The 21,618-nt window shown below is 29.9% G+C and carries 30 protein-coding genes; 24 read left to right on the forward strand and 6 right to left on the reverse strand.

Annotation, left to right across the window (positions count from 1 at the left end; translation table 11 throughout):
• The first annotated feature begins 45 nt into the window (after positions 1 to 45).
• The 6 genes from ACREV6_RS07755 to ACREV6_RS07780 all read left to right on the forward strand — a co-directional run bounded on the left by ACREV6_RS07755 (position 46) and on the right by ACREV6_RS07780 (position 3,129).
• Positions 46 to 360, forward strand: a complete 315-nt coding sequence (locus ACREV6_RS07755; protein WP_431577438.1) for a hypothetical protein — start codon at positions 46 to 48, stop codon at positions 358 to 360.
• On the forward strand, positions 357 to 1,310 hold the full coding sequence (gene corA / locus ACREV6_RS07760; RefSeq protein WP_431577439.1) for a magnesium/cobalt transporter CorA: 954 nt from the start codon (positions 357 to 359) through the stop codon (positions 1,308 to 1,310). The genes ACREV6_RS07755 and corA overlap by 4 nt, the downstream gene beginning before the upstream one ends.
• A 31-nt stretch (positions 1,311 to 1,341) precedes the next feature.
• Positions 1,342 to 1,467 (forward strand): hypothetical protein, encoded by a 126-nt coding sequence (locus ACREV6_RS07765; protein ID WP_431577440.1) that lies wholly within the window; start codon positions 1,342 to 1,344, stop codon positions 1,465 to 1,467.
• A gap of 52 nt (positions 1,468 to 1,519) precedes the next feature.
• A complete protein-coding gene (locus ACREV6_RS07770) occupies positions 1,520 to 1,822 on the forward strand; it encodes a zinc ribbon domain-containing protein (RefSeq protein WP_431577441.1) in 303 nt (100 codons plus the stop codon).
• A gap of 45 nt (positions 1,823 to 1,867) precedes the next feature.
• Positions 1,868 to 2,428, forward strand: coding sequence for an NUDIX hydrolase (locus ACREV6_RS07775; protein ID WP_431577442.1), 561 nt, complete (start codon positions 1,868 to 1,870; stop codon positions 2,426 to 2,428).
• A 206-nt stretch (positions 2,429 to 2,634) separates the two neighbouring features.
• The gene (locus ACREV6_RS07780) at positions 2,635 to 3,129 is read left to right on the forward strand and encodes a TspO/MBR family protein (protein WP_431577443.1); all 495 of its coding nucleotides are present in this window, start codon (positions 2,635 to 2,637) and stop codon (positions 3,127 to 3,129) included.
• A 47-nt stretch (positions 3,130 to 3,176) separates the two neighbouring features.
• Here ACREV6_RS07780 and ACREV6_RS07785 read toward each other — a convergent pair whose 3' ends face one another.
• Positions 3,177 to 3,623 carry a staygreen family protein gene (locus ACREV6_RS07785; protein ID WP_431577444.1) on the reverse strand — a complete coding sequence of 149 codons (447 nt, stop codon included), beginning with the start codon at positions 3,621 to 3,623 and terminating at the stop codon, positions 3,177 to 3,179.
• Positions 3,624 to 3,660: 37 nt separating this feature from the next.
• Here ACREV6_RS07785 and ACREV6_RS07790 point away from each other — a divergent pair, with 37 nt between their 5' ends.
• Positions 3,661 to 3,891, forward strand: a complete 231-nt coding sequence (locus ACREV6_RS07790) for a hypothetical protein (RefSeq protein WP_431577445.1) — start codon at positions 3,661 to 3,663, stop codon at positions 3,889 to 3,891.
• 171 nt (positions 3,892 to 4,062) lie between these two features.
• On the opposite strand, the gene ACREV6_RS07795 is transcribed toward ACREV6_RS07790, so the two are convergent.
• Positions 4,063 to 5,445, reverse strand: a complete 1,383-nt coding sequence (locus ACREV6_RS07795; protein WP_431577446.1) for a L,D-transpeptidase family protein — start codon at positions 5,443 to 5,445, stop codon at positions 4,063 to 4,065.
• 630 nt (positions 5,446 to 6,075) lie between these two features.
• On the opposite strand from ACREV6_RS07795, the gene ACREV6_RS07800 reads away from it, so the two are divergent.
• The 3 genes from ACREV6_RS07800 (at position 6,076) to ACREV6_RS07810 (ending at position 7,527) form a co-directional block, all read left to right on the forward strand.
• On the forward strand, positions 6,076 to 6,210 hold the full coding sequence (locus tag ACREV6_RS07800) for a hypothetical protein (protein WP_431577447.1): 135 nt from the start codon (positions 6,076 to 6,078) through the stop codon (positions 6,208 to 6,210).
• A gap of 70 nt (positions 6,211 to 6,280) precedes the next feature.
• Positions 6,281 to 6,544: a hypothetical protein gene (locus tag ACREV6_RS07805; RefSeq protein WP_431577448.1), complete on the forward strand. Its 264-nt coding sequence runs from the start codon at positions 6,281 to 6,283 to the stop codon at positions 6,542 to 6,544.
• A 23-nt stretch (positions 6,545 to 6,567) separates the two neighbouring features.
• Entirely contained in the window at positions 6,568 to 7,527 is a 960-nt protein-coding gene (locus ACREV6_RS07810; protein WP_431577488.1) for an MFS transporter, read from the forward strand.
• Positions 7,528 to 7,541: 14 nt separating this feature from the next.
• Here the strand turns inward: ACREV6_RS07810 and ACREV6_RS07815 are convergent, their stop codons facing one another.
• Genes ACREV6_RS07815 through ACREV6_RS07830 form a run of 4 tightly spaced genes read right to left on the reverse strand, consistent with a single transcriptional unit; the run spans position 7,542 to position 9,628 of the window.
• Entirely contained in the window at positions 7,542 to 8,693 is a 1,152-nt protein-coding gene (locus ACREV6_RS07815) for a site-2 protease family protein (protein ID WP_431577449.1), read from the reverse strand.
• A gap of 32 nt (positions 8,694 to 8,725) precedes the next feature.
• On the reverse strand, positions 8,726 to 9,268 hold the full coding sequence (locus tag ACREV6_RS07820; RefSeq protein ID WP_431577450.1) for a DUF3169 family protein: 543 nt from the start codon (positions 9,266 to 9,268) through the stop codon (positions 8,726 to 8,728).
• On the reverse strand, positions 9,241 to 9,420 hold the full coding sequence (locus ACREV6_RS07825; RefSeq protein WP_431577451.1) for a hypothetical protein: 180 nt from the start codon (positions 9,418 to 9,420) through the stop codon (positions 9,241 to 9,243). Before ACREV6_RS07825 ends, ACREV6_RS07820 begins: the two co-directional genes overlap by 28 nt.
• Positions 9,407 to 9,628 carry a helix-turn-helix transcriptional regulator gene (locus tag ACREV6_RS07830; protein ID WP_431577452.1) on the reverse strand — a complete coding sequence of 74 codons (222 nt, stop codon included), beginning with the start codon at positions 9,626 to 9,628 and terminating at the stop codon, positions 9,407 to 9,409. Before ACREV6_RS07830 ends, ACREV6_RS07825 begins: the two co-directional genes overlap by 14 nt.
• Before the next feature lie 466 nt (positions 9,629 to 10,094).
• Here ACREV6_RS07830 and ACREV6_RS07835 point away from each other — a divergent pair, with 466 nt between their 5' ends.
• The 14 genes from ACREV6_RS07835 to ACREV6_RS07900 all read left to right on the forward strand — a co-directional run bounded on the left by ACREV6_RS07835 (position 10,095) and on the right by ACREV6_RS07900 (position 21,495).
• Positions 10,095 to 10,613: a GNAT family N-acetyltransferase gene (locus tag ACREV6_RS07835; RefSeq protein ID WP_431577453.1), complete on the forward strand. Its 519-nt coding sequence runs from the start codon at positions 10,095 to 10,097 to the stop codon at positions 10,611 to 10,613.
• A 64-nt stretch (positions 10,614 to 10,677) separates the two neighbouring features.
• Complete coding sequence (locus ACREV6_RS07840; protein ID WP_431577454.1) at positions 10,678 to 11,160, forward strand: NUDIX hydrolase; 483 nt, start codon at positions 10,678 to 10,680, stop codon at positions 11,158 to 11,160.
• Positions 11,161 to 11,390: 230 nt separating this feature from the next.
• Positions 11,391 to 12,365 carry a GNAT family N-acetyltransferase gene (locus ACREV6_RS07845; RefSeq protein WP_431577455.1) on the forward strand — a complete coding sequence of 325 codons (975 nt, stop codon included), beginning with the start codon at positions 11,391 to 11,393 and terminating at the stop codon, positions 12,363 to 12,365.
• A gap of 8 nt (positions 12,366 to 12,373) precedes the next feature.
• Positions 12,374 to 13,171, forward strand: a complete 798-nt coding sequence (locus ACREV6_RS07850; RefSeq protein WP_431577456.1) for a multinuclear nonheme iron-dependent oxidase — start codon at positions 12,374 to 12,376, stop codon at positions 13,169 to 13,171.
• Positions 13,172 to 13,211: 40 nt separating this feature from the next.
• Entirely contained in the window at positions 13,212 to 13,436 is a 225-nt protein-coding gene (locus ACREV6_RS07855) for a hypothetical protein (RefSeq protein ID WP_431577457.1), read from the forward strand.
• A 442-nt stretch (positions 13,437 to 13,878) separates the two neighbouring features.
• The gene (abc-f, locus tag ACREV6_RS07860; RefSeq protein WP_431577458.1) at positions 13,879 to 15,813 is read left to right on the forward strand and encodes a ribosomal protection-like ABC-F family protein; all 1,935 of its coding nucleotides are present in this window, start codon (positions 13,879 to 13,881) and stop codon (positions 15,811 to 15,813) included.
• Positions 15,814 to 16,132: 319 nt separating this feature from the next.
• Positions 16,133 to 17,026, forward strand: coding sequence for a TIM barrel protein (locus ACREV6_RS07865; RefSeq protein WP_431577459.1), 894 nt, complete (start codon positions 16,133 to 16,135; stop codon positions 17,024 to 17,026).
• A 97-nt stretch (positions 17,027 to 17,123) separates the two neighbouring features.
• Positions 17,124 to 17,855, forward strand: coding sequence for a class I SAM-dependent methyltransferase (locus tag ACREV6_RS07870; RefSeq protein WP_431577460.1), 732 nt, complete (start codon positions 17,124 to 17,126; stop codon positions 17,853 to 17,855).
• Between the two features lie 23 nt (positions 17,856 to 17,878).
• Positions 17,879 to 18,472, forward strand: a complete 594-nt coding sequence (locus ACREV6_RS07875) for a non-canonical purine NTP pyrophosphatase (RefSeq protein ID WP_431577461.1) — start codon at positions 17,879 to 17,881, stop codon at positions 18,470 to 18,472.
• Between the two features lie 40 nt (positions 18,473 to 18,512).
• Entirely contained in the window at positions 18,513 to 19,079 is a 567-nt protein-coding gene (locus ACREV6_RS07880) for a GNAT family N-acetyltransferase (protein WP_431577462.1), read from the forward strand.
• A 29-nt stretch (positions 19,080 to 19,108) separates the two neighbouring features.
• Positions 19,109 to 19,597 (forward strand): GNAT family N-acetyltransferase, encoded by a 489-nt coding sequence (locus tag ACREV6_RS07885; RefSeq protein WP_431577463.1) that lies wholly within the window; start codon positions 19,109 to 19,111, stop codon positions 19,595 to 19,597.
• 139 nt (positions 19,598 to 19,736) lie between these two features.
• On the forward strand, positions 19,737 to 20,261 hold the full coding sequence (gene dcd, locus ACREV6_RS07890; protein ID WP_431577464.1) for a dCTP deaminase: 525 nt from the start codon (positions 19,737 to 19,739) through the stop codon (positions 20,259 to 20,261).
• Between the two features lie 48 nt (positions 20,262 to 20,309).
• Positions 20,310 to 20,786: an NUDIX hydrolase gene (locus tag ACREV6_RS07895; protein WP_431577465.1), complete on the forward strand. Its 477-nt coding sequence runs from the start codon at positions 20,310 to 20,312 to the stop codon at positions 20,784 to 20,786.
• Positions 20,787 to 20,805: 19 nt separating this feature from the next.
• Complete coding sequence (locus ACREV6_RS07900) at positions 20,806 to 21,495, forward strand: HAD family hydrolase (RefSeq protein WP_431577466.1); 690 nt, start codon at positions 20,806 to 20,808, stop codon at positions 21,493 to 21,495.
• Positions 21,496 to 21,618 lie beyond the last annotated feature (123 nt).

The following is a 21,618-nucleotide window of genomic DNA, read 5'->3' on the forward strand; positions in this document are numbered from 1 at the left end:
GTGTTAAAAAAATACAATTATACTTATGTAATGGGAGGGACCCGCATGTTTAAAATAGCAATGAGTTTAATTATAATAGTTTTAGGGATAATACTCATTTTGTTAGGCATTTATGATACTCCAAAAAAAATAATAAAAATGAACATTCAAAACAAGAGTTTACTAAATAAATATCTTAAACGCCAACAAATTTCAGATATTATAACAGGATTTAGTTTTTCAACAGTAGGTATATTATCTATATTAAATTTACTAACTGGTGAACAGGTGGGACTTTGTAGCAGCTTTATTTTACTATCAAGTAATATAATTGCATTTTTGTTTTATAAACATTCACAAAGAAAGGATGGATTTATTTGATTCGTGTTATAGCCATTACAAAAGATTTAAAACTAATTTGTGATTTACCTTTAGATGAATTGTCAAAAGATAACATAATGTGGTATTGGATGGATTTTAATAATCCTACCGAAGATGAAATATCCTTGTTAGACAGTTATTTTCATTTTCATAACTTATCCATAGAAGATTGTGTTTTTTCATTTAATACCCCTAAGCTAGATTATTATGATAATTATAATTTTTTTGTACTTAATGCTTTAGATAAAAATACTTTAGATCCAGTAGAAGTCTCTCTTTTCGTAGGCAATAAATACATCGTGTCTTATCATGGTACTGAATTAAATGAACTGGATGAAGCCTGGGAGCGAGCAAAAACAGATGAAGAAAATTGGGATAAAGGACCTTCTTATATTGCTCATCAAATATTAGATAATATAGTTGATTCCTTCTTTCCCACTATTAATAAAATTGAAGATAGATTAGATAAAATTGAGAATAACGTTAAAAAAATGCATGTTCGAAGCCTTATGGATGAAATCTTTGAAATAAGAACCGATTTATTAAACCTTCGAAGAACCATAAATTCTATGCGTGATTTATTATATAGAATATTAAACTCTCAGCGGCTTATAGGATTTCATGAACATAAATTATATTTTTCTGATATTCATGATCACTTAATTAAACTATCGGATATGATAGCTTCTGATAGAGAACTAACATCAGATATGCGCGATAATTACTTGTCCATAAATTCATCGCGTATGAATAAACATATGATGCTTTTAACTGTGATATCAAGTATTTTTATACCCTTAACATTTATAGTCGGAGTCTACGGTATGAATTTTCAAAATATGCCTGAGCTTACTTGGAAGCATGGTTATTTTGTAGTTTTATTAATTATGGCCATTATTGCAACAGAGATGCTTTTATGGTTTAAACGTAAAGGATGGTTTGATATGTAGCTTATTTCTCATAAATTATAGGGGACTGAAAATGACCTCAATGATTGATAATAAAGGAACTGATATGCTATTTATGGCTTTATTTAAAAGAGAGTGGACGCAAATAAATGAATATATAAAATTTCCTATATTTATATATTCAAGTTACATATTATAGTTTAAAATGTAATTAAAAGTTTAATACATATATTAGAAATGGGGTGTTAATTATGAAAAAGAAAGAGATTAATTGTCAAAGTTGTGGAATGCCTTTGAATAAGGATGAAAAATATATTGGAACTGAAGCTAACGGAAGCTTAAGTGAAATATATTGCCGTCATTGCTATGAAAATGGTGATTTTACTTTGCCCGACATTACTGTGATTGAAATGAAAGAAATGGTAACTAATAAAATAATAGAAATGAAGCTTCCTAAATTTGTGGCAAAATTCTTAACAAGAAATACTCATAAATTAAAAAGGTGGAAAACTATAAAACCAGCTAGGCCTGTTGCACCGAATCCTAAAAAATAAAAACTATAGTCATAATAATCCTTGAGAGAGAAGATGATAAAGACCATGAATTGGATTAAGTCAATAAAAGATTACATCCCTTATAATCAACAAGAAAATAAAGATAAAGAATTAATTGAGTATTGCATAAATAAATTCGAAGATATTTTAACTAGGGATAACAGCATGGCTCATATAACAAGCTCTGGCTTTGTAGTAAATAAAACAAAAGATAAAGTCTTAATGGTACACCATAATATATATAATTCCTGGTCATGGACAGGTGGTCATGCAGATGGCGAAGATGATTTATTGGCTGTTGCAATTAAAGAAGCAAGGGAAGAAACTGGGGTGAAAAATATTTACCCTGTAACTTCCCATATATTCTCACTAGATATATTACCTGTACTTGCTCATGTAAGAAAAGGCAACTACATATCCGCACATTTACATTTGTCCGTTGCTTATTTAGTTGAGGCTGATGAAAATGAACCACTTGTTGTAAAAGAAGATGAAAATAGTGCTGTAAAATGGATTCCAATAGATGAGGTTAATTTATATAGCAATGAACCTCATATGCAGAATGTGTATGGAAAATTAGTAGGTAAAATTAAAGTGTTGCTTTAACTTATATGAAAATATAACTTAAAGCAACACTTTTCATATGGCTATCTTCTGAAAGTAAAAAAATCAGCACAAAGTACCTAAAATTCTTATAGGTATAATATCACTCCGAAATAAATATATTATAAAATATATAGTTATATCTTCTTCTTTGAAGCTGACATAACTAGAGTCCTTATTTAAAATAATAATAGAAAGGGAGATAATATATGTTTAGTATTTTTAAGGTAAAAGGTGAAAAAAGCATTATTGCTCTTATTATTAGCGTTTTACTGGCAGAAGGTGTAGGTTTTTTAAGTGGCTTTTTGAGTATGTCCGCCTCTAGCGATTATAAAAATTTCAATAAACCCTCCTTTGCACCACCTGGATGGGTTTTTCCTGTAGTATGGACAATTCTATTCCTTTTAATGGCTATAGCCGCTTATAGAATTTGGATGAAAGGTAGATCCGGGGAGGATGTAACAAAAGCATTAGTTTTATATGTTGTCCAGTTATTTTTCAACTTTCTTTGGTCCATTATATTTTTCAGATTTAGACTCTATGCAATAGCTTTCTTAGAATTACTTCTATTATTAGTATTTATTCTTTTAACTACTTTTGAATTTCATAGGATAGATAAAATTTCTGCCTATCTTATGATTCCCTATATAGCTTGGGTATCCTTTGCGGGGGTTTTAAACTGTACTATATGGATGCTGAATTAAATCATCGCCTGTGGTTCTGCCATATTAACGCCTTCTAAGGGAAATCTTTACTTATAATCTGATAGGGTCCCCCATAGTTCCTGGCGATTAAACATAGGATACACAGAATTAAATTTCACATAAATAGGTGCTTTATATAAAAAAGTATTAGCTTTTAAAAGCTCCCTATCTCCATAAACAATTGCCTCTAATGCCAAAGGGAGCTCTTTCACAAATATATCATTACGGATAGCTGACATTACTGGGTTCTTTTCTTTGTCTACCATAACATTAACCATGAGGGCATAGTCATTATTAGCCCTACTCCATTCCCCCAGCACTTCATCTCTCATAACAGTGATTTTATCATAATCATATTTTGCTGCTATTGTCAGAAATAGTTCTCCTGTAGAATCTGAATGAGTAAGGGTATATTTTCTGGGTATAATCGGCTGTGTTTCACTTGTCATCGCACCAAATTTAACTTGTAATTTTTCAGGATTTAATTTTTTCAAGGCTTTCCCTCCACAATATAACTACATTATTTATATTATGAAGTTAAGTGTTTTTATGTTCTTTTTTTATGTAGTGAAAATTGAGGTAATGAATTTAAATAACTTGCATCAGATATGGTTATTAGTCATAGGGATTTGGATTCTAAAAATGTTATGTGGAGTCAAGACAATCCCATTATTATTGATTGGGAGTAGAACTGCGGAGGTAACAGGAACAATAGATGCCATTAAACGTTATGCCGATATTATTTCTGAATTAGAAAAATGACTGAATAAGGAGTAAATAAAAATGACTGAAAATCAAGATAAAAAAACATTTGAGATTGTTGAATTTAGAAGAATGATAATCATAGATTATGAGTATTTTGGGTTGTACTAGTTGTAAGTGAAGTGCAAAGGGACTTCATCTCACAACTCCCCTGGGGTGAAATTTTAATTGCTAATAACAAATAACAGGAGTATTAGTATCAATATTATTAAATATCGTAATTGCTAACTTGTCTGGTGAATTTATACAGCCGTGAGAACCATTTGTCAAATATATACTTCCACCAAAAGCAGTTCTCCAACTTGCACCATGTATTCCAATACCTTCATTAAATGGCATAAAGCAATTGACAGGTACACTGTAACCCTCTCCCTTTAATGTGGCATTTTTTTCTTTATATTTTAGTTTATAAACACCTGTTGGTGTTGAATACTTTTTGCTTACATCACCAGTAACAACATCTCCGTCTACAAGAATAGCACCATTCTTATAAAACCACATATGCTGTTTTGTCATATTAATTTCCACATAGGTATTCCCCATATCATTTATATTATGAGATACTGCGGTTTGGGTATAGTTGGGTTCCTTTGTTATAGTTTGTCCCCCTTTTATAGCCACAATTAAATCATTGACTTCTCCTGTGCGGTCGACTAACCATCCATAATCTCCGCCACTGACCTTTACCGTTGTTCCTACTGATGTAACAAAATCTCTGTCCTTGCCATATGTATTATAATTATTGGCCAGTTCACCTACATAATTTTCTACTTCATTTTCATTAAACAAAATAGAAAGGTTTTCGGTAACTCCAAGCCAGTTATGTATTATAGATCCATCTAGAACTTTTGTACCTCCAGAAAAGGTATAAGTAATTTTTGAAGATATATATTTATTAAGCAAAGTTTTAGCGTTTATAACTTCTTTGGAACTTGAAGTATATTTGGGATTTATGTAATAGTTTGTTGTCTCCAAATTTACTACCGTTTTTCCCTTGAGAACTGAATTTACTACATCTGTATACAAATTCTTGCTATTTACTTTATTTCCCTTAACTTCATTTACAATCACATAACCGAGATCTGAATACTTTAAGCTAGCATTTTGAGGTTCAATTACTTTCTTACTATCAAAACAAGAGAGCTTATCAAAACGTTCTTTTAATAGTTTCTTATCATAAGTCACTATGCTGTATATTTCAGAATGTTTTTGATTAAAAAGCCCATAAATCCACGTAAAAGAATTCTGACTATTTTTTAAACCTTGTATTTTATCCTTTGCATTATATTTCAAATCAATGTCAGCAGCCTTAATTTGTTCACTAACACCGTCTCGTTCTTTCAGTTCCAGTGTATATGTTTCACATTTTGATGATATTTCTTTATCCAATTCCTCTACAGTTTTACCTGAAGCATTAATGTTATTAATTACAGCACCAAAATAAAAATGAGTGCTAAAATATATTGATATACCCAAATAAAGGGCAAAGAAAATAGAGAAAGTAATTATACCGACTTTCTTAGATTTTTTATGTTTTATCGTTTGTATTTCCACGAGGCACCTCTTTCAATGTAACATTGCATGTTAATCCCATTGCAATGTATAAAAATTCAATGTACTAATTTAACCAAACATTTACATGTTTACATAAGAATTTAAAACTTGAAATTTTAAAAAATAATCTAATTTTAAAACTTAGCAAGTTGAGCCTTATCACTGTATTTTCTCATTCAAATGTTACACCCCCCTATTTTACAGTAGACAGCCGATTCGCTAAATTACCTATTCTAAAATTTCCATGAATTAAGTTTTATTATAATGTTTGATAAAAACATTATATCAAACATTATAACTTTTATACAATAGTAAAAGAATAAAATGTACCATTTAAGTAAGTTGCTACCGAGAACCTGATTGCATTAGTTCCTTAAAGTTATTTTTTATCTAAGGTGAGAAAAAATTCTTGCGAGACTATAAATAAGAAAATGTTGCAGTCCGCCTGGACTGGTAGGCTCTTTTTATATATCAATATGTAAATTTTTGGTTTATAATCTATTTATAGGTTATAATCACTACAAAAGTACTAGGAAATTTTATAATAAAGCTGAGTTTTCCCTTGGAAGGGATAAATCTAAGCATGTTTTTGCTAGAAGCGTTAACCATTAATATTTTGGAGGTTTTGAAATGAGTAATAATTCGATATTAGATGGTAATATAAAAATTATTGTTCAAAAAGTAGTCGCAGAGGGTTGCGGTGCAATTTTACTTACAGGCCCATCAAATTGTGGTAAATGTTTTACAATCATTAGGATTGCCTAGCTATCTATTAGATATGAAGAACTAAAAAAGTATTTGAATATCATTTATATTTTGTGGAGGGATAAATACTATGCAAATGTACGTAAAGAAAAAAAAGATTAATAAATCAGAAAACAAATTGTTAAATTTGAATTTCTTTTTGCTTTGGCAAGGTCAATTAGTTTCTGAAATCGGCGATACCGTTTACGGCGTTGCTCTTGGATTTTGGATTCTTGCTTTCACTGGTTCAACTACCCTAATGGGATTACTTAGTGCCGCTACAGTTTTGCCCCGCATATTTCTTTCACCCATAGCTGGCACAGTAGTCGATAGACATAGCAAAAGTGGATACTAATTATTGCTGATAGTATTAGAGGAATTGCAGTAACTTTTCTTGGAGCTGTAGCTATTTGGGGTTCTATTCAAACCTGGATGGTACTAGTTGTTGGTATAATATTAGGAATATGCTCTTGTTTTTTCAATCCAGCTATTGATGCCTCCATACCGGACATTGTACCAAAATCTAAAGTTGTAAAAGCAAATTCATCATTCTCTATTATGAATACTACAATTAGCATTATGGGTAAAGCAGTTGGAGGGTTTTTATATCAATCAGTAGGTGCCCCAATATTGTTTATACTTAATGGTATTAGCTTTGTTTTTTCTGCTATTACGGAGTTATTTGTAGAAATACCAGATGTCCACTATGAAAATATAAAGGTTAACTTTATTGAAGATTTAAAATCAGGCTTTTTTTATATTAAAAATAATAATGGTATAAAATACCTTTACATTACAGTAGCATTCTTAAACTTTTTTGGTAGTATGTCAAGAATATTGATTTTACCTTTTTTTAATAATAGTTCAAAACTTGGAGCAGCACGATTTGGAATAGCGATGAGTTTTGAAACAGTTGGCGTGCTAATGAGTCTTCTAGCCCTAACAATGATTAATTTTAAAGTTATAAATAGGTTTTCAGCATTCATTTTAAGTGGATTAACAAGTGCTGTTTCCATGATATTTTTATCAATAACTACATATTTCCCTCTAATAATATTTTTACTTGCTTTAAACGGTTTTTGTGTATCAATAACTAATGCTTTAATGCAAGCTGGGTTTCAAGTAGCTATACCTAAAAATATAAGAGGAAAAGTTTTTGGATTCAAAAGAACAATGTCTTCCATGCTCATACCTATCGCCATGGCACTTGGTGGTATATTAGCTGATATATTAAATGTAAGGTTAATCATTGCAATTTGTTTTGGGATTAATCTGGTGCTCTTTTTATATTTAGCTAATATTAAATCGGTAAATCAACTAATTAATTATGAACAATAGTTTTTCACCGTGTTTTAGGAATAATTCAAGTTTCCCTTAATCCACTCTACAATCATTAGCTCCATATCAGCCTCGCCCTTTACAGGATACTTTTTAGCTAACCGTTTTGTATCTTCATAATATTCTAAAGCCTTATTCTTATCTTCATTATAAAAACCTTCATAAGCCATAAGAAGTCTTTTCTTACCAATCATAAATTTTGCTGCCTTTATATATTTTTTAAGATTCTTATCATACAAATCATCAATAAAAGGTTTATCACAAGTGCTAGCAAGTTCTAAAAACATTCGCTCACAATTGATTTCATTTCTAAATAAAGCAACCAATTTATCAAGATAAGGTATAAAGGAATCAATACATTGTTTTGCGCTGTCAAAATCCATATTGTCAAGATGCCAGTTATATTCTATTAACCTAACAGCTGTATTCAGTGGATTACAAAGGTCTGAATTCTCTTTCAACTTGAACATTTCAAGGGGCATGTCCTTAATTCTTGTACCTAAACTTTGTAGTCCATTAACCCTAAGCTGAACATAAAAAGAGCTTCTAGCTTCTTGGTCCTTTAGCATTGATAATACATTATGTGCATCATTAGGAACTCCGGAAAACTTCATTGGAATTCCATTAGTTAATGCAATAATTATTCCACCCGAACTAACTAGAATTAATATGACATTCATTGGGAATGCCACTCCTTGTACAAAAACAGCAACTAATATTCCTGCTATAGCAACTATTAAATTCATTATAACTCCACCTAAATTATATATAACAAAAGGATACTTGCCTTCTTTCAAAGCTGGCGGCATCATAAGACACTGACCACCTGTACCTGGTATATTGAATTTTTTGCGTTTTAACTTTTTATCTTCTTTTATTAAAGTAAAGGAGCCAATTCTAAAGGATACAAAAGAATATCCTGTCATAAGTCCAAAAACAAGGTGCCCTGATTCATGGATAACTATGTGTATTAGGCATCCTACAATGAATATAAAGAATATTAAAAATGGATTATTGCTAGCGATATGGTCATTAAAACCCTTTAAATAGGTATTTGAGAGAATACCCATGATAACACCAATGGTTGCGCAAATCACAAAAAACATAGCTGCAGCGGAAAAATTATTTTTCTTTTTAGATTTTATATTTGTTTTATTTTTTATCATTAGAAGTCCTCCCGTTATTTTCAAATAATTTATTACTCTTCGTATTTTTTTTCCTCAAACATATAAATTGATATTTGAATTATCCATAGTATACCTACTACTATAGGTAATATCATTGGTACATCGATAATTATAGATAAAATAATGCATATAACAATTATTGCTGCATATACCAATTGCATTTTCTTAAAAGTAGTATAACTACAATTGAATGTAACCCATTTTTCCCCTTCGTCTAATTTTTGAAAAAACTTTTCCTCGGCTTTATTTTCAAAGATATTTAATTTTCTATTAGGATATAAATAATTATAATATTTTATGGTGATTGATTGTAATAAAGCTCCTACAAATATAACCATTGTTGGGAATATTACTAAATATGATAATTTTCTATCAAAATTCTTATTAATTACAATAGCCTCCCAAGTTAACCCTAATACTACTTGCACTGTACTGTAGTTTATAACTTTTGCTATTTTTCTTTCAATGTTTTTTGGGATTTCATCTAAATTTATTTTTTTATAGTTTGTCCTTATGTATATTAAATTTATAACAAATAAATAGTTAAAATGCAAGTTATTCCTAAGAATATTTTGAAAATATAATTGTTTATATTTCCAGTAAAAGTAAAATCAACTTCTGATAATTCCTCTGAAAAAAAGCCCATAAATACACCCAATATACCTGATACCATCGTTACTAATATAAGATTCTTATATTTCTTCATTGTGATCTCCTCCTTCTAAGTAAAACAATTCATCCGTGGTAACTTTTAATACTTTTGCTATTTTTAAAGCTAATAAAATAGATGGAGAATAGTCTCCTCTTTCTATAAGACTTATGGTCTGCCTTGATGCATCAACTAATTTACCAAGATCACCTTGGCTAAGATTGTATCTAGCACGTAATTCCTTCACTCTATTTCTAAGTTCCACAATAATTCCCTCCTGTCTATAATTCTAGTGTAAATTATAATTATCATTTTGTCAATAAAAGTTGTCATTTTTATAATAATGTATGTCATTTTAAATAGTATTATTGTCATAAAATAAATATAAGGTAACTGTGACTTGGTAAAACAGTAAATATGTCCTATTCTAACCTCAGTTTAATTTTCAAAAGTTATATATATTCCAAACTATGAGTACATCCTTTTTTTTAAAATAACTGTTAATATAAAGGTTGTTATGCTAAAATATAGTAAATTGATAAGCTAGTAGAACTATATGATAAAGAAAATGATACATATGTTTTAGCAAGAGATGTATATATAGGCAGATTAGAAGCTATTAAACATAAATACGAAAGACGTTACTTCCCAGCCGAAGAAAAATACATCTCAGTAACATCTTGAGTGCAAAATCATATTGTAGACAAATAGTAAATACAGGAGGATAAAAGATGATAGAAAATTTAGTGTGCAGTAAAAATTTACTCATTAGAAGTGCCCAAGCTAAAGATGCTGCTGAAATTATACTGATAGTTAAACAAGTTATTGATGGAACCTCATTCTTTCCAAGAACGGCTGATGAATTTAATTTTACTGTTGAGCAGGAAGAGGCGTACATAAAAAGCACGGCACTTTTTTTAGTTGTAGAAGTAGAGGGTAAGATAGTAGGTTCAGCTACATTAGATAGGAGCACTTTGAGTAAGTTAAAACATACTGCTACATTTGGTATAACTATTTCGAAAGAGTCCTGTGGACTAGGTATAGGAAGTCTTTTGATGGGAAAAATTATTGAATGGGCAGGCCTTAATGGAGTTGAAAAAATTGATTTAGAGGTTTTTGAAGATAATACCTCAGCAATTAAGCTGTATAGGAAATTTGGTTTCATTAAAGAAGGAATAAAAAGAAAAGCTATAAAAACAAATGAAGGATATAAGGATGTTATTTTAATGGGTAGATTTTTGAACGCTTAAGGAATTGTGTAAATATATAATTCCATATAGTACAAACAATTCATTATATAGGGGGATTTTAAATATGGATATTTCATTTAAAACTGATGAAGGAAGATTTAATTATAGAGTAGCTGGTATTATAATTCACCATAATAAATTATTGATTATGAAAGATGATCATTCACCCTACTATTATATTCCTGGTGGCCGAGTTGCCATGAATGAATTAAGTGAAGATGCAATTATTAGGGAAATAAAAGAAGAATTAAATGCTGAAGTTAAAGTTAATCGCATGTTGTGGGTCAATGAAAATCTCTTCCACGAAGAAAATCCTCATGAGAACTTTCACGAAATATGTTTTTTCTATTTATTAGATCTGATTGATGACAAATTAATAAATAAAGGAAATGAGTTTATACTTAAAGAAAATGGAGAACATAATCTTTCTTTTTACTGGGAAGATATAGATAAGATTAAAGATTTAGATATATATCCACTATTTATAAAAAATAAGATTTTACAATTACCACAAGTAATAGCTCATGTGGTAGAAAAACAAATATAATTTATCTTATTGGGATATTTTATAAATCATGTGGTTATCAAGTTTTCGCAAAGCTTGCTGATTATCCAAATGGTATAGTACAGTATTTTTTAAAGAAAAAGCTATAAATCATATTCCTGCTAAATAATTATAAAGGTAAAGAATAACTATAATTATTCTTTACCTTTGTTTTTAATAGTATTATTTGTAAAATGGTAAAGTAAAACAAATATACAAGTGAGGTAATAGAAATGGTTTATGAATGTAAAGTAAGTAATATGCAAAAAACAGATATTAACAAAGCTATAAAGATATGGACTGATCAGTATAAAAACTATTGTGGTAATAACAATGATTTTCCTTCTTATTGGGTAAATAATATAAATGAGCTTGAAAGTTTTTTAAATAATAAGATTGAAAATAACAGTGCTATAGTAGCAAAATTAAATAAGGAAATAGTAGGTTTTTTGGCTTATGACGAATTCCCTTTTAATGGCGAAGATTCAGTGTTTTGCCCTGCAATAGGGCATTGTGCTGCGGAAGAATATAAAGAAAGCGCTTATCTTTCATTATACAAGAACATTTCACAGCAATGGATTAATAAAGGAATCTTAAATCATATGTGGACCATCTTTTATAATGATACAGAATTAAAAGATATTTTATTTGATTTAGGGTACGGTTCATACCTGATAGATGCCTTCAGTGGTTTGAATATTAAAGGGGACAATGAGTGTCTATTTGAAATTAAAAAAGCTAGTTCTGAAGATATAACCACTTTATATGAGCTTGTAGAAGAATCAGAAGATTATTATAAGTCTGCACCATTGTTTCTAAAAAGGGACCGAATATCAAAAGAAGAAATCTCTGAAATCATCTCGAAAAGTAATGTATTTATTGCCTGGGATAAAGAGTTGGCAGTTGGGTTTATTAACTTAAGTATATCAAAAAATAATAACCCAATAGATATGACCCCTTACAACTGTGGATTAATTGATGAAATAGGCGCCTACATAAAGCTAGAGTATAGAGGTAAAAAAGTTGGGACGCAATTGTTAAAAAGTATAAATGAATATTGCAGTCTAAACAATATATCCTGTATTCATGTGGATTTTGAAACTGCAAATCTGTATGCTAATAAATTTTGGAGGAAGAATTTTAGTCCTATGTTATTATCCATGCGAAGAACTATCAATAAAAATATCAATGATGTGATGGGAGAATGATGTGAAATATGTATATTGGGTGCAATTGGTCAAAAGCTCTAAAATATCTTATTGAAAAAGATGCTGTTAAAATAGATTATATTAAGTCTGGTGCATGGGGAACATTTAATGAAGAGTTTTCAACTATGCGTTCAATGAGACCAATTTTACTACACGGTCTAGGATATTTTGAGCACACAGGAATGAAAAATATAGAAATGATAGATTTTAATTTTGCAAATAGTCTCCTTAAAAATTGTAATTCTCCACATTATGGTCTGCATCTTTCAATTAAAAATTCGGACATGCATCAAGGTATGACAGATGAAGATATATATGAACATATGAGCAAACAAATTCAGATTTTTAAAAAGAACCTAGCAGTACCATTGCTCTTAGAGAACACTCCTGATTCGCCACAAGATCGTATACTATTTGATCATTATCCTTATATTATGCCAGATCAGTATAATCGACTGTTTGCAGATAATGATGTGTCATTTTTGCTTGATCTAACACATGCAAAGATTACAGCACAATATCGTGGCTGGGATATTCATGATTACCTTCGCAAGCTACCACTTAATCGTGTTGTAGAAATTCACGTAAATGGTTCTGGTTATGATAAAGATGGTTTTCCAGCAGATATACATAAATCTATGGAAAATGAAGATTACAAATTATTAGAGTGGATTCTTAATTACACAAATCCAAATATAGTTACACTAGAATATAACGGAATAGAGACTGAGAGCAATGATACCGTTATTGCTTCTTTAGAAAAACAACTAAATCAAATACAAAATATATGCAATCCAACCAAATAAATTATTTGTTAATATAAGTTTTAAGGGGGACTCATTAAAATTGAATGAAATTGATAAGCGCAATAAACTTGATGAAGAGTTTTTTTCGTATAAGGTATCAAAAGATAACAAAGTGTTTGTGTTTTGGTACGGCAAGCAAGTATTGATTTTAAAAGGTAAAGAAAGCGAAAAATTTCTAGCTAAAATACAGAACGCCAATTCTAAAGAGGCTCAATTAATTTTAGCCAAGGTTACCGGAAATTTTAAACGTGGAAATGAAAAATAGTAATGGTAGAAAAGATTAAATAAAAAACCTATTTACAATTAATACATATAGGTGTAAAATGTTGTTAAATTGTAATAGAATGGAGGAAGTAAGTTATGACACCAGCAAATTACTAACATTAATTTATTAAAATTAATAATTATTTCTTAAAGAGTTTCGCTTTGCCTTGTTTTAGGTAGGCTTGTTTGTTGTACTCTTTAATGAAATTGGTAATTAGATGGTAACTTACTTTACTAAAATATATTTAAGTAGTTAAACAGGATTTTTATATGGATTTATTGATTAGTCCAAGGCATTATTAAAAATGACTTTATTGGGATGATTATATCTATATGCTTTTGATTTTGTTAATTATAATTATTTTTAGACCGTAAGAAGAAACCATCTTCTTACGGTCTTTTTGCGTTTTGAAAATAAATATTTTATGAAATGAGGGATTTTGATGATTGAATTAACATTGTATAATATAATAAAACACTTTGGTGATACCTTGATTCTTAATGATATTAATTTTAAGGTTTATGATGGAGAAAAGGTTGGTGTAGTAGGTATTAACGGAAGTGGAAAGAGTACTATTCTAAAACTAATAGCTGGAATTGAACCAACGGATAGAGATAATCGATACCCGGCAGAAGCTAGAGGATGGATTGCAATGACTAAAGGGACATCCGTAGCCTATCTTGAGCAATTACCAAGTTACCCTGATGGCTTCAAGGTAAATGATATTTTGAATTTAGCATTTGCGGATCTTTATAGTTTGGAGCAACAGCTTAGAGTGCTAGAAAGTAATATGGGGAATTTACAAGGGGTATCCCTTGAACGAGCATTAAAACAGTATAGTCAAATGCAAGAAAACTATGATGCTAAAGGGGGATATGAGAGGGAAGAGAAGTTAAGTAAAGTTTGTAGTGGTTTAAAGCTTGATGCTGTTTTTTTGGAAAAAGACTTCAATATATTAAGCGGAGGAGAAAAAACAACTGTAATCCTTGGAAAAATTCTATTACAAAATCCTGATATTTTACTTCTTGATGAACCTACCAATCACTTGGATATGGAGTCTGTGGAGTGGCTTGAAAACTATCTTAGGAGTTACAAGGGTATTGTTATGATAGTATCCCATGATAGATATTTTTTAGACAATGTAGTAAAAAAGATTATTGAGGTTGAGGACAAAGTATGTGAAACTTACAAGGGAAATTATTCTGCCTATGTTAAGCAAAAGGAAGAAAATATGCTTCTGCAATATGAAAACTATAGAGAGCAGAAAAAGAAGGTAAAATCTATGGAAAAAACTATAAAAGATTTAAGAGATTGGGCTTTAAGAGCAGATAACAATAAATTTTTTAGAAGAGCTGTGAGCATTCAAAAGAAGCTGGATAAAATGGATAGAATAGATAAGCCTATTTTTGAAAAGCAGAACATTAAGTTGAATTTTAAAACCACAGACAGGGCTGGTTATGAAATAATAAAGGTATGTGACCTATCGAAAAGCTTTGACAATAAAGTTATATTTAAGGATGCAAAGCTATATGTTACTTTAGGTGAAAGAATAGCACTTATAGGTTCAAATGGCAGTGGTAAAACCACCTTTTTAAAGATGCTGCTCAATGAAACTACTGTAGATAATGGTGAAGTAGCGCTAGGTGCAAATGTGAAAGTTGGATACTTGCCACAGAATATTATTTTTAATAATGAAGAAGATACTGTTATAGAATGCTTTAGAGAAAACAAGTCAATATTAGAGGGAAAGGCTAGAGAACATCTTGCAAAATTTATGTTTTTTGGTAAAGAAGCATTTAAAAAGGTTAAACATTTATCTGGAGGAGAAAGGGTTAGACTTAAATTAAGCACACTTTTATATGATGAAATAAATCTATTGATACTGGATGAACCTACTAATCATCTTGACATTGACTCAATGGAAACGCTAGAGGAAGCATTGGAAGATTTTAAAGGAACTATATTTTTTGTATCTCATGACAGGTACTTTATAAATAAAGTATGTAACAGGGTAGTTGCCATTGAAAAAAACAACTTTGTAAATTATCTTGGTAATTATGATCATTATAAAAATAAGAAAAATGAATTGTGTAAATCAATAACACAACCACGGATTATAAAGAAAGATAATAATATAAAGCAAACAATTATTAATAATAATAAAAAAAATCAAATAGATTTGTCTAAACTAGAGATCAATATAGAATCCTTAGAGGAAGAAGTGAAGGAAGTCGATAAAAGTATGGTAGCGCTGGGAACTAATCATGATGAATTGAATAAACTTTACTGTAAAAGAGAAGAGCTGAGTAATGAACTAGATAAAATGATTGAGCTATGGGAAATTTCCAACAATGAGTATATGGCTTATTTAAAGTAAATTTTGGCTATATGGTCTTTATAGATGTAATAATATTCCTATGCTATCAATTGAGTTTCAAAAAAATATACAGGGTCTTATGCTTAATATTTAACATAAACTCTTAAAAATACATTAATGTTTTAAGGGTTTATGTAATTACAATATGAAGTAATAAATTATTATAAGTTTTTATGAACAATATAGTGAGTTCAGAGTTTCGTTGATAATAACATTTAATGGTAGTATACTAAAATAAATGTAAATTAACTTTAGTATTTGGATAATTCTGAATAATTTTGTTTAGTATACATACAAGCTAGTTTCCAAGGAGGCCACTATGAAAAGATTTATGATCGGACAATTCGATAGATTCGATATCAATAGACAGAACAGGGATTTTAGAAATTACTTTTTTGGAATTGAAGTTAATCAAATGGAGTCACTTTATGAATTGCAAATATTGAAAGATAATATTCGGGATAGAAATTTAAAGATAGGAATTCATTTTCCACTATTAAAGAATCAATGGAAAGCAAGAGACCCCCAATATCTTTCTAAAGATAATAAGACTTACGAAGAATCAATAAACTACATGGAGAGCGAATTTGAAAGAGCTGAGGAGTTAAATCCAGATTATATTTTGCTTCATTATCCAAAGCCAGTTATTTTAGATGGGAATGTTGATTGGTCATCCTGGAGATTTTGTGATGATACTGAATATTATTATGAATCAGAGATATCTTACAATTACTTCGAAGAGAGAAGTAGAAATTTTTTCAAGGTATTATCTGAGCACGGGAAGAAATATAAATTCACACCAGTATTAGAGTTGGATGGATTAAATAAGTATATATATGAAACAAATTTACTTGAGGGTTTATTAGATGAATACTCCAATATTAAATTATGTCTTGATTTTGGTAGAATACATATGCAAGATAGCATGGATGATAATTTTGTAGGACAAGAGATAGTTAGAAAGTTTGGAAGGTATACTCATTTAGTACATTTATGGAATGTGAAAGTTGACATAAATGTAACAAATGCTCATTACCCAGCACTTAAATCTTTGAAGGTAGCTGATGGATGGGGAGATATGGAATCATATTTTAAAATTTTGAATGAGGTTAATGATAATTATAAGGTTTTATTTGAGCATAAGTCTCATTTAATAAGCGATGCAGAGCTAGAGGAATGTTATCAGTGGATTGGAGAGCTTGTGAATAGTTAGGGTGCATAGATTATATAAAAGTAAGAGAGGGGTCTTATATGGATATCATAGATCACAATAATAAAGCTTGGGATAAAAAAGTTGAGAGTGGAAGTATTTGGACAAATCAGTTAGCAAAGAAATTATAGATAAAGCTAAAAGAGGAGAATGGAAAATATCTGTAACAAGTAAAAAAAGCATTCCTAAAGATTGGTTTCCACCATTCCAAGGATTAAAAGTTCTTTGTTTAGCATCAGGTGGAGGACAACAAGGTCCGGTAATAGCAGCCTTAGGTGCAGATGTCACCGTAGTTGATATTTCTGAAAAGCAATTAGAACAGGATATTTATGTTGCAAATCGAGATAATTTAAATATTAAGACTGTAAAGCTCGGTATGTCAGATCTAAGCATTTTTGCTGACGAAAGCTTTGATTTAATTGTACATCCTGTATCAAATTTATTTGTTGAAGATATTTCTCCTGTTTGGAAAGAAGCTTTTAGAGTTTTAAAATACGGTGGGACCTTAATTGCAGGTTTTGCAAATCCCATTTTATATTTATTTGATGACGAGCAAGAAGAAGAAGAAGGAATATTACAAGCCAAATATTCTATTCCCTATTCACCATTATCCGCGTTATCAAAGGAAAAACTTAATGAATGTCTAGAAGCTGGTCAAACCTTAGAGTTTGGACATAGTCTTGAGCAGCAAATTGGGGGGCAAATTGAAGCAGGATTTGTTATCACAGGTTTCTATGAAGATGATTTTGGTGGAGATAGATTAATAGATAAATATATAAAATCGTTTATTGCTACAAAATCTACGAAAATGAAGATCATTCCGCTTATTTAAATTATGTAAGGAGACCTATTAAAATGAATAAAAAACAAATTGTTTTTGTTACATCTAATTTAGGAAAAATTAAATCAGCCCAAAGAGAGCTTGAAGATGTAGAAGTTATACAATATAACTTAGACCTAGTAGAACCTAGAAGTGATAACATCAAAGAAATCTCAAAAGTAAAAGCGATGCAAGCATATAACATAGTGAAAAAACCCTGTATTTCTATGGATTCAGGATTTTTCATTGAAGAATTAAACGGGTTTCCTAGGGCATATGTGAATTACGCTCTAGAGACTGTAGGTATCGAAGGAATTTTAAAACTAATGGAATGTAAGGAAAATAGAAATTGTAAATTTAAAGAATGCTTAGTTTATTATGATGGTAATAATATAAATTTCTTTGAGGCAGAAACAAAAGGTAAATTATCAAATGAAATAAGAGGATCAGATAATAAACAAAATTGGTCAAAATTAAGTTATATATTTGAAGTTAAAGAAGTTGGTAAGACTATCGCTGAATTAAACGATACCGAAAGAGAAAAATATTTGAGTACAGAAGACCAATCTTGTTTCAAAAAGTTTATCAAGTGGTATTTAAAAAACGAAGAGAAACTGGAGCTTAAGTAAAACTACTAATATTATACAGAATTTAAGGGGTGTGGGGTTAATGAATCATTTAAGAAAGCTAATTGGACAGAAGTGTTATTTATCACCAGTAGATGCTAGTGAAACAGAAAAAGTTGCTAAGTGGAGTAATGACATTGAAGTAGCCATTAGAACAGGTGATATATCAGATATGATTACCTATGAATCGCAAAGAGGATATCTTGAAACCATGAATAATAGTCGCGGTTATGCATTTTATATTATAAGGGAAGATGATAATGAAGTTATTGGAATCGCAAGGCTAATGAGAGTAAACTTTATAAATAGAAATGCTGTTATGGGGATATTTATTGGCGATTTAAATGACAGGAGCAAAGGCATAGGATCAGAAGCTACGAACTTATTACTAGACTTTGGATTTAATGTTCTTAATCTAAAGAATATAATGATTGAAACCTATTCTTTCAATGAACCAGCAATAAAAGCATGTAAAAAATGTGGTTTTAAGGAAATTGGCAGACGAAGGAAATCGATTATATACGGAAATAATGAGTATGATGAAGTTTTTATGGATATACTTAGCGACGAATTTCAAAACTCTATAATTAATAAAGTATTGAATAAATAATAACCTATTATTAGAAAGAAGGAATAGAAGTGTTAATTCGTATAGGTTCAATAGATGAACTTAAATTATTATGGGGGAACAACAACTCACCTACTCAGAACTATTTTATTGAGGGAATTGAGAAAGGAAATATAGAATTCTGGACAATAGAAAATGATAAGAATAATCGCTTAATAGGCGAACTTTATATATTTTGGAACTCAGAAGATAAAGAGGAGGCTAATGGTAAAGATAGGGCCTATCTTTGTGCTTTTAGAACTGACGAAAATTTTAGAGGGCTTGGCTTAGGGAAGGCACTAATGAAAAAAGTATTACAACGGATTGTTGAAAATGGCTTTTGTGAAGCAACTATTGGTGCTGATAATAATGATGCTGATAGGTTATCTAAAATGTATAAGTCATGGGGTTTTTCAGAATTAGTGAAATTACAGAATATTGATAACCATTATATTGATGTTAGTAATAATGCTACATGTTATGAAGTTCCATATGCGTTGTATTTAAATAAACTAAAATAGCATGCCAGTACACACTCTTCATATGTTATAGTAGGAAAATAGGAGTATTTGCGATGCTCCTATTTTAGAATTGATTAGTAATCTGAATTAAGAAAGTGAATATTTTCACAAAATAATAATAGTGATAGGAGATATTTATATGATATTGTCAGGTAAAGAGATTAAAAAAAAGTTAGGGAATGAGATTATTATTGAACCATTTGTAGATAAACAGCTTAACCCCAATAGTTATAATTTGAGGCTACATAATGGGCTACTTGTTTATGAAGACTCTGTTTTGGATATGAAGAAAGAAAACAAAACAAAACAGTTGATTATACCCCCAGAGGGATTACTTCTTGAAACTGGTAAGTTATACCTAGGTAGAACCGTTGAATATACAAAGACAGATAAGTATGTACCTATGTTAGAAGGAAGATCCTCAGTTGGCAGGCTTGGATTATTCATTCATATTACAGCTGGATTTGGCGATGTAGGATTTAGTGGTTATTGGACATTAGAAATATTTTGTGTTCAACCTATAAGAATATACCCAGATGTAGAGATATGCCAAATATATTACCATAATATCGAAGGAGAATATGATAAGTATTCAAGTGGAAAGTATCAGAATAATACGGATATTCAGCCAAGTTTACTATTTAAGGATTTTCAAGAAAAGTAAAAAACTAATTTTAATTAATAAAAATCTTGGTTTTTGGGGGGCGCAAATATGTATCTAGTTAGCAATATGTGGGGGTATAATTTAGTTCAGTTTATTTCTATGTCAGAACAAGATTTAAAGTCTAAGAGGTACAATCCAATTACAGGCTCTCTTATAGTAGTTGACTGTGATGAGAAAATATTAATTGGTTATAATACAAGGCGTAAGCAATGGGAGTTACCTGCTGGCGGCATAGAGATGGGCGAGAGTCCTAGAGATTGTGCAATAAGAGAATTGTATGAAGAAACTAATCAATCTGTTGATAACGCAAGATTTATTGGATTAGTTAAGTTATATGATTCGAATACAGAATTAATGGACTATCAAGCGTTATATTATACAGTAATAGATAAGTTAGAATCATTTAGTGAGAATGAAGAGATGAATGAAATAAAGTTATGGGATTTAAAAGATGAAATTGAAGAATTTGATACAGTAGAACGAGAAATTCTCAATATTTGTTTAAACGTAATTAATGATAACTAACTAAAGTGAGGATTTAAATATGATAAATGATGTAAAAGTTGTATTTTTTGACTTGTTCTATACACTGGTAACCCCAAAGTATAGTGATTTAAGAAATGAAAATGATGTATTAGGAATAACAAAAGCTGAATGGGAAGAATATGCAGAAGACAATGAATTATATTTAAAAAGAGCAACAGGAAAAGAAAAAAGTCCTCAAAAGATAATTGAAAGTATTGTTGAAAAAATGAAAATAACGGTTAATGAGTGTGAGAAAAAAGAAATTTTAAAATTAAGAGAAGAGAGATTTAAAAAATCATTAATTGATGTAGATTTTACAATTCTTGACGTTCTTTTAGATATAAAGAAAAGTGGAAAGAAGATATGTTTGCTTAGTAATGCAGATATAATAGATGTGATGCATTGGGATAAATCTCCCCTAAATAATTTGTTCACTGATACAATATTCTCATATGAAGTAGGATATTTAAAACCTCAAACAGAAATATACGAATTTGCATTAAAGAAAATGAATGTTAATCCAGAAGAATGCATTTTTATCGGCGATGGTGGTTCTGATGAATTGAAAGGTGCAAAAGAATTAGGAATAAAGACTGTATTAACAGGTTACTTATTAAAAAGGGACAAAAAACAACATAACATAATTAATAAATTTGCAGATTATTATATCGAAGATTTTAAAGAAATTAAGAATATATTATTTCAATAAAGAGTGCCGTGGGCAACACTTAACTTTGAGCGAAAATCGGTAAAATATTGTGTAATCAAGAAATTCACTTTATTAATAACCACAAACTATTGCAAAAAAAAATATTTTTGGTATAATATTCCT

Source organism: Clostridium sp. (assembly GCF_050717515.1).
GTDB lineage: Bacteria > Bacillota > Clostridia > Clostridiales > Clostridiaceae > Clostridium_AD.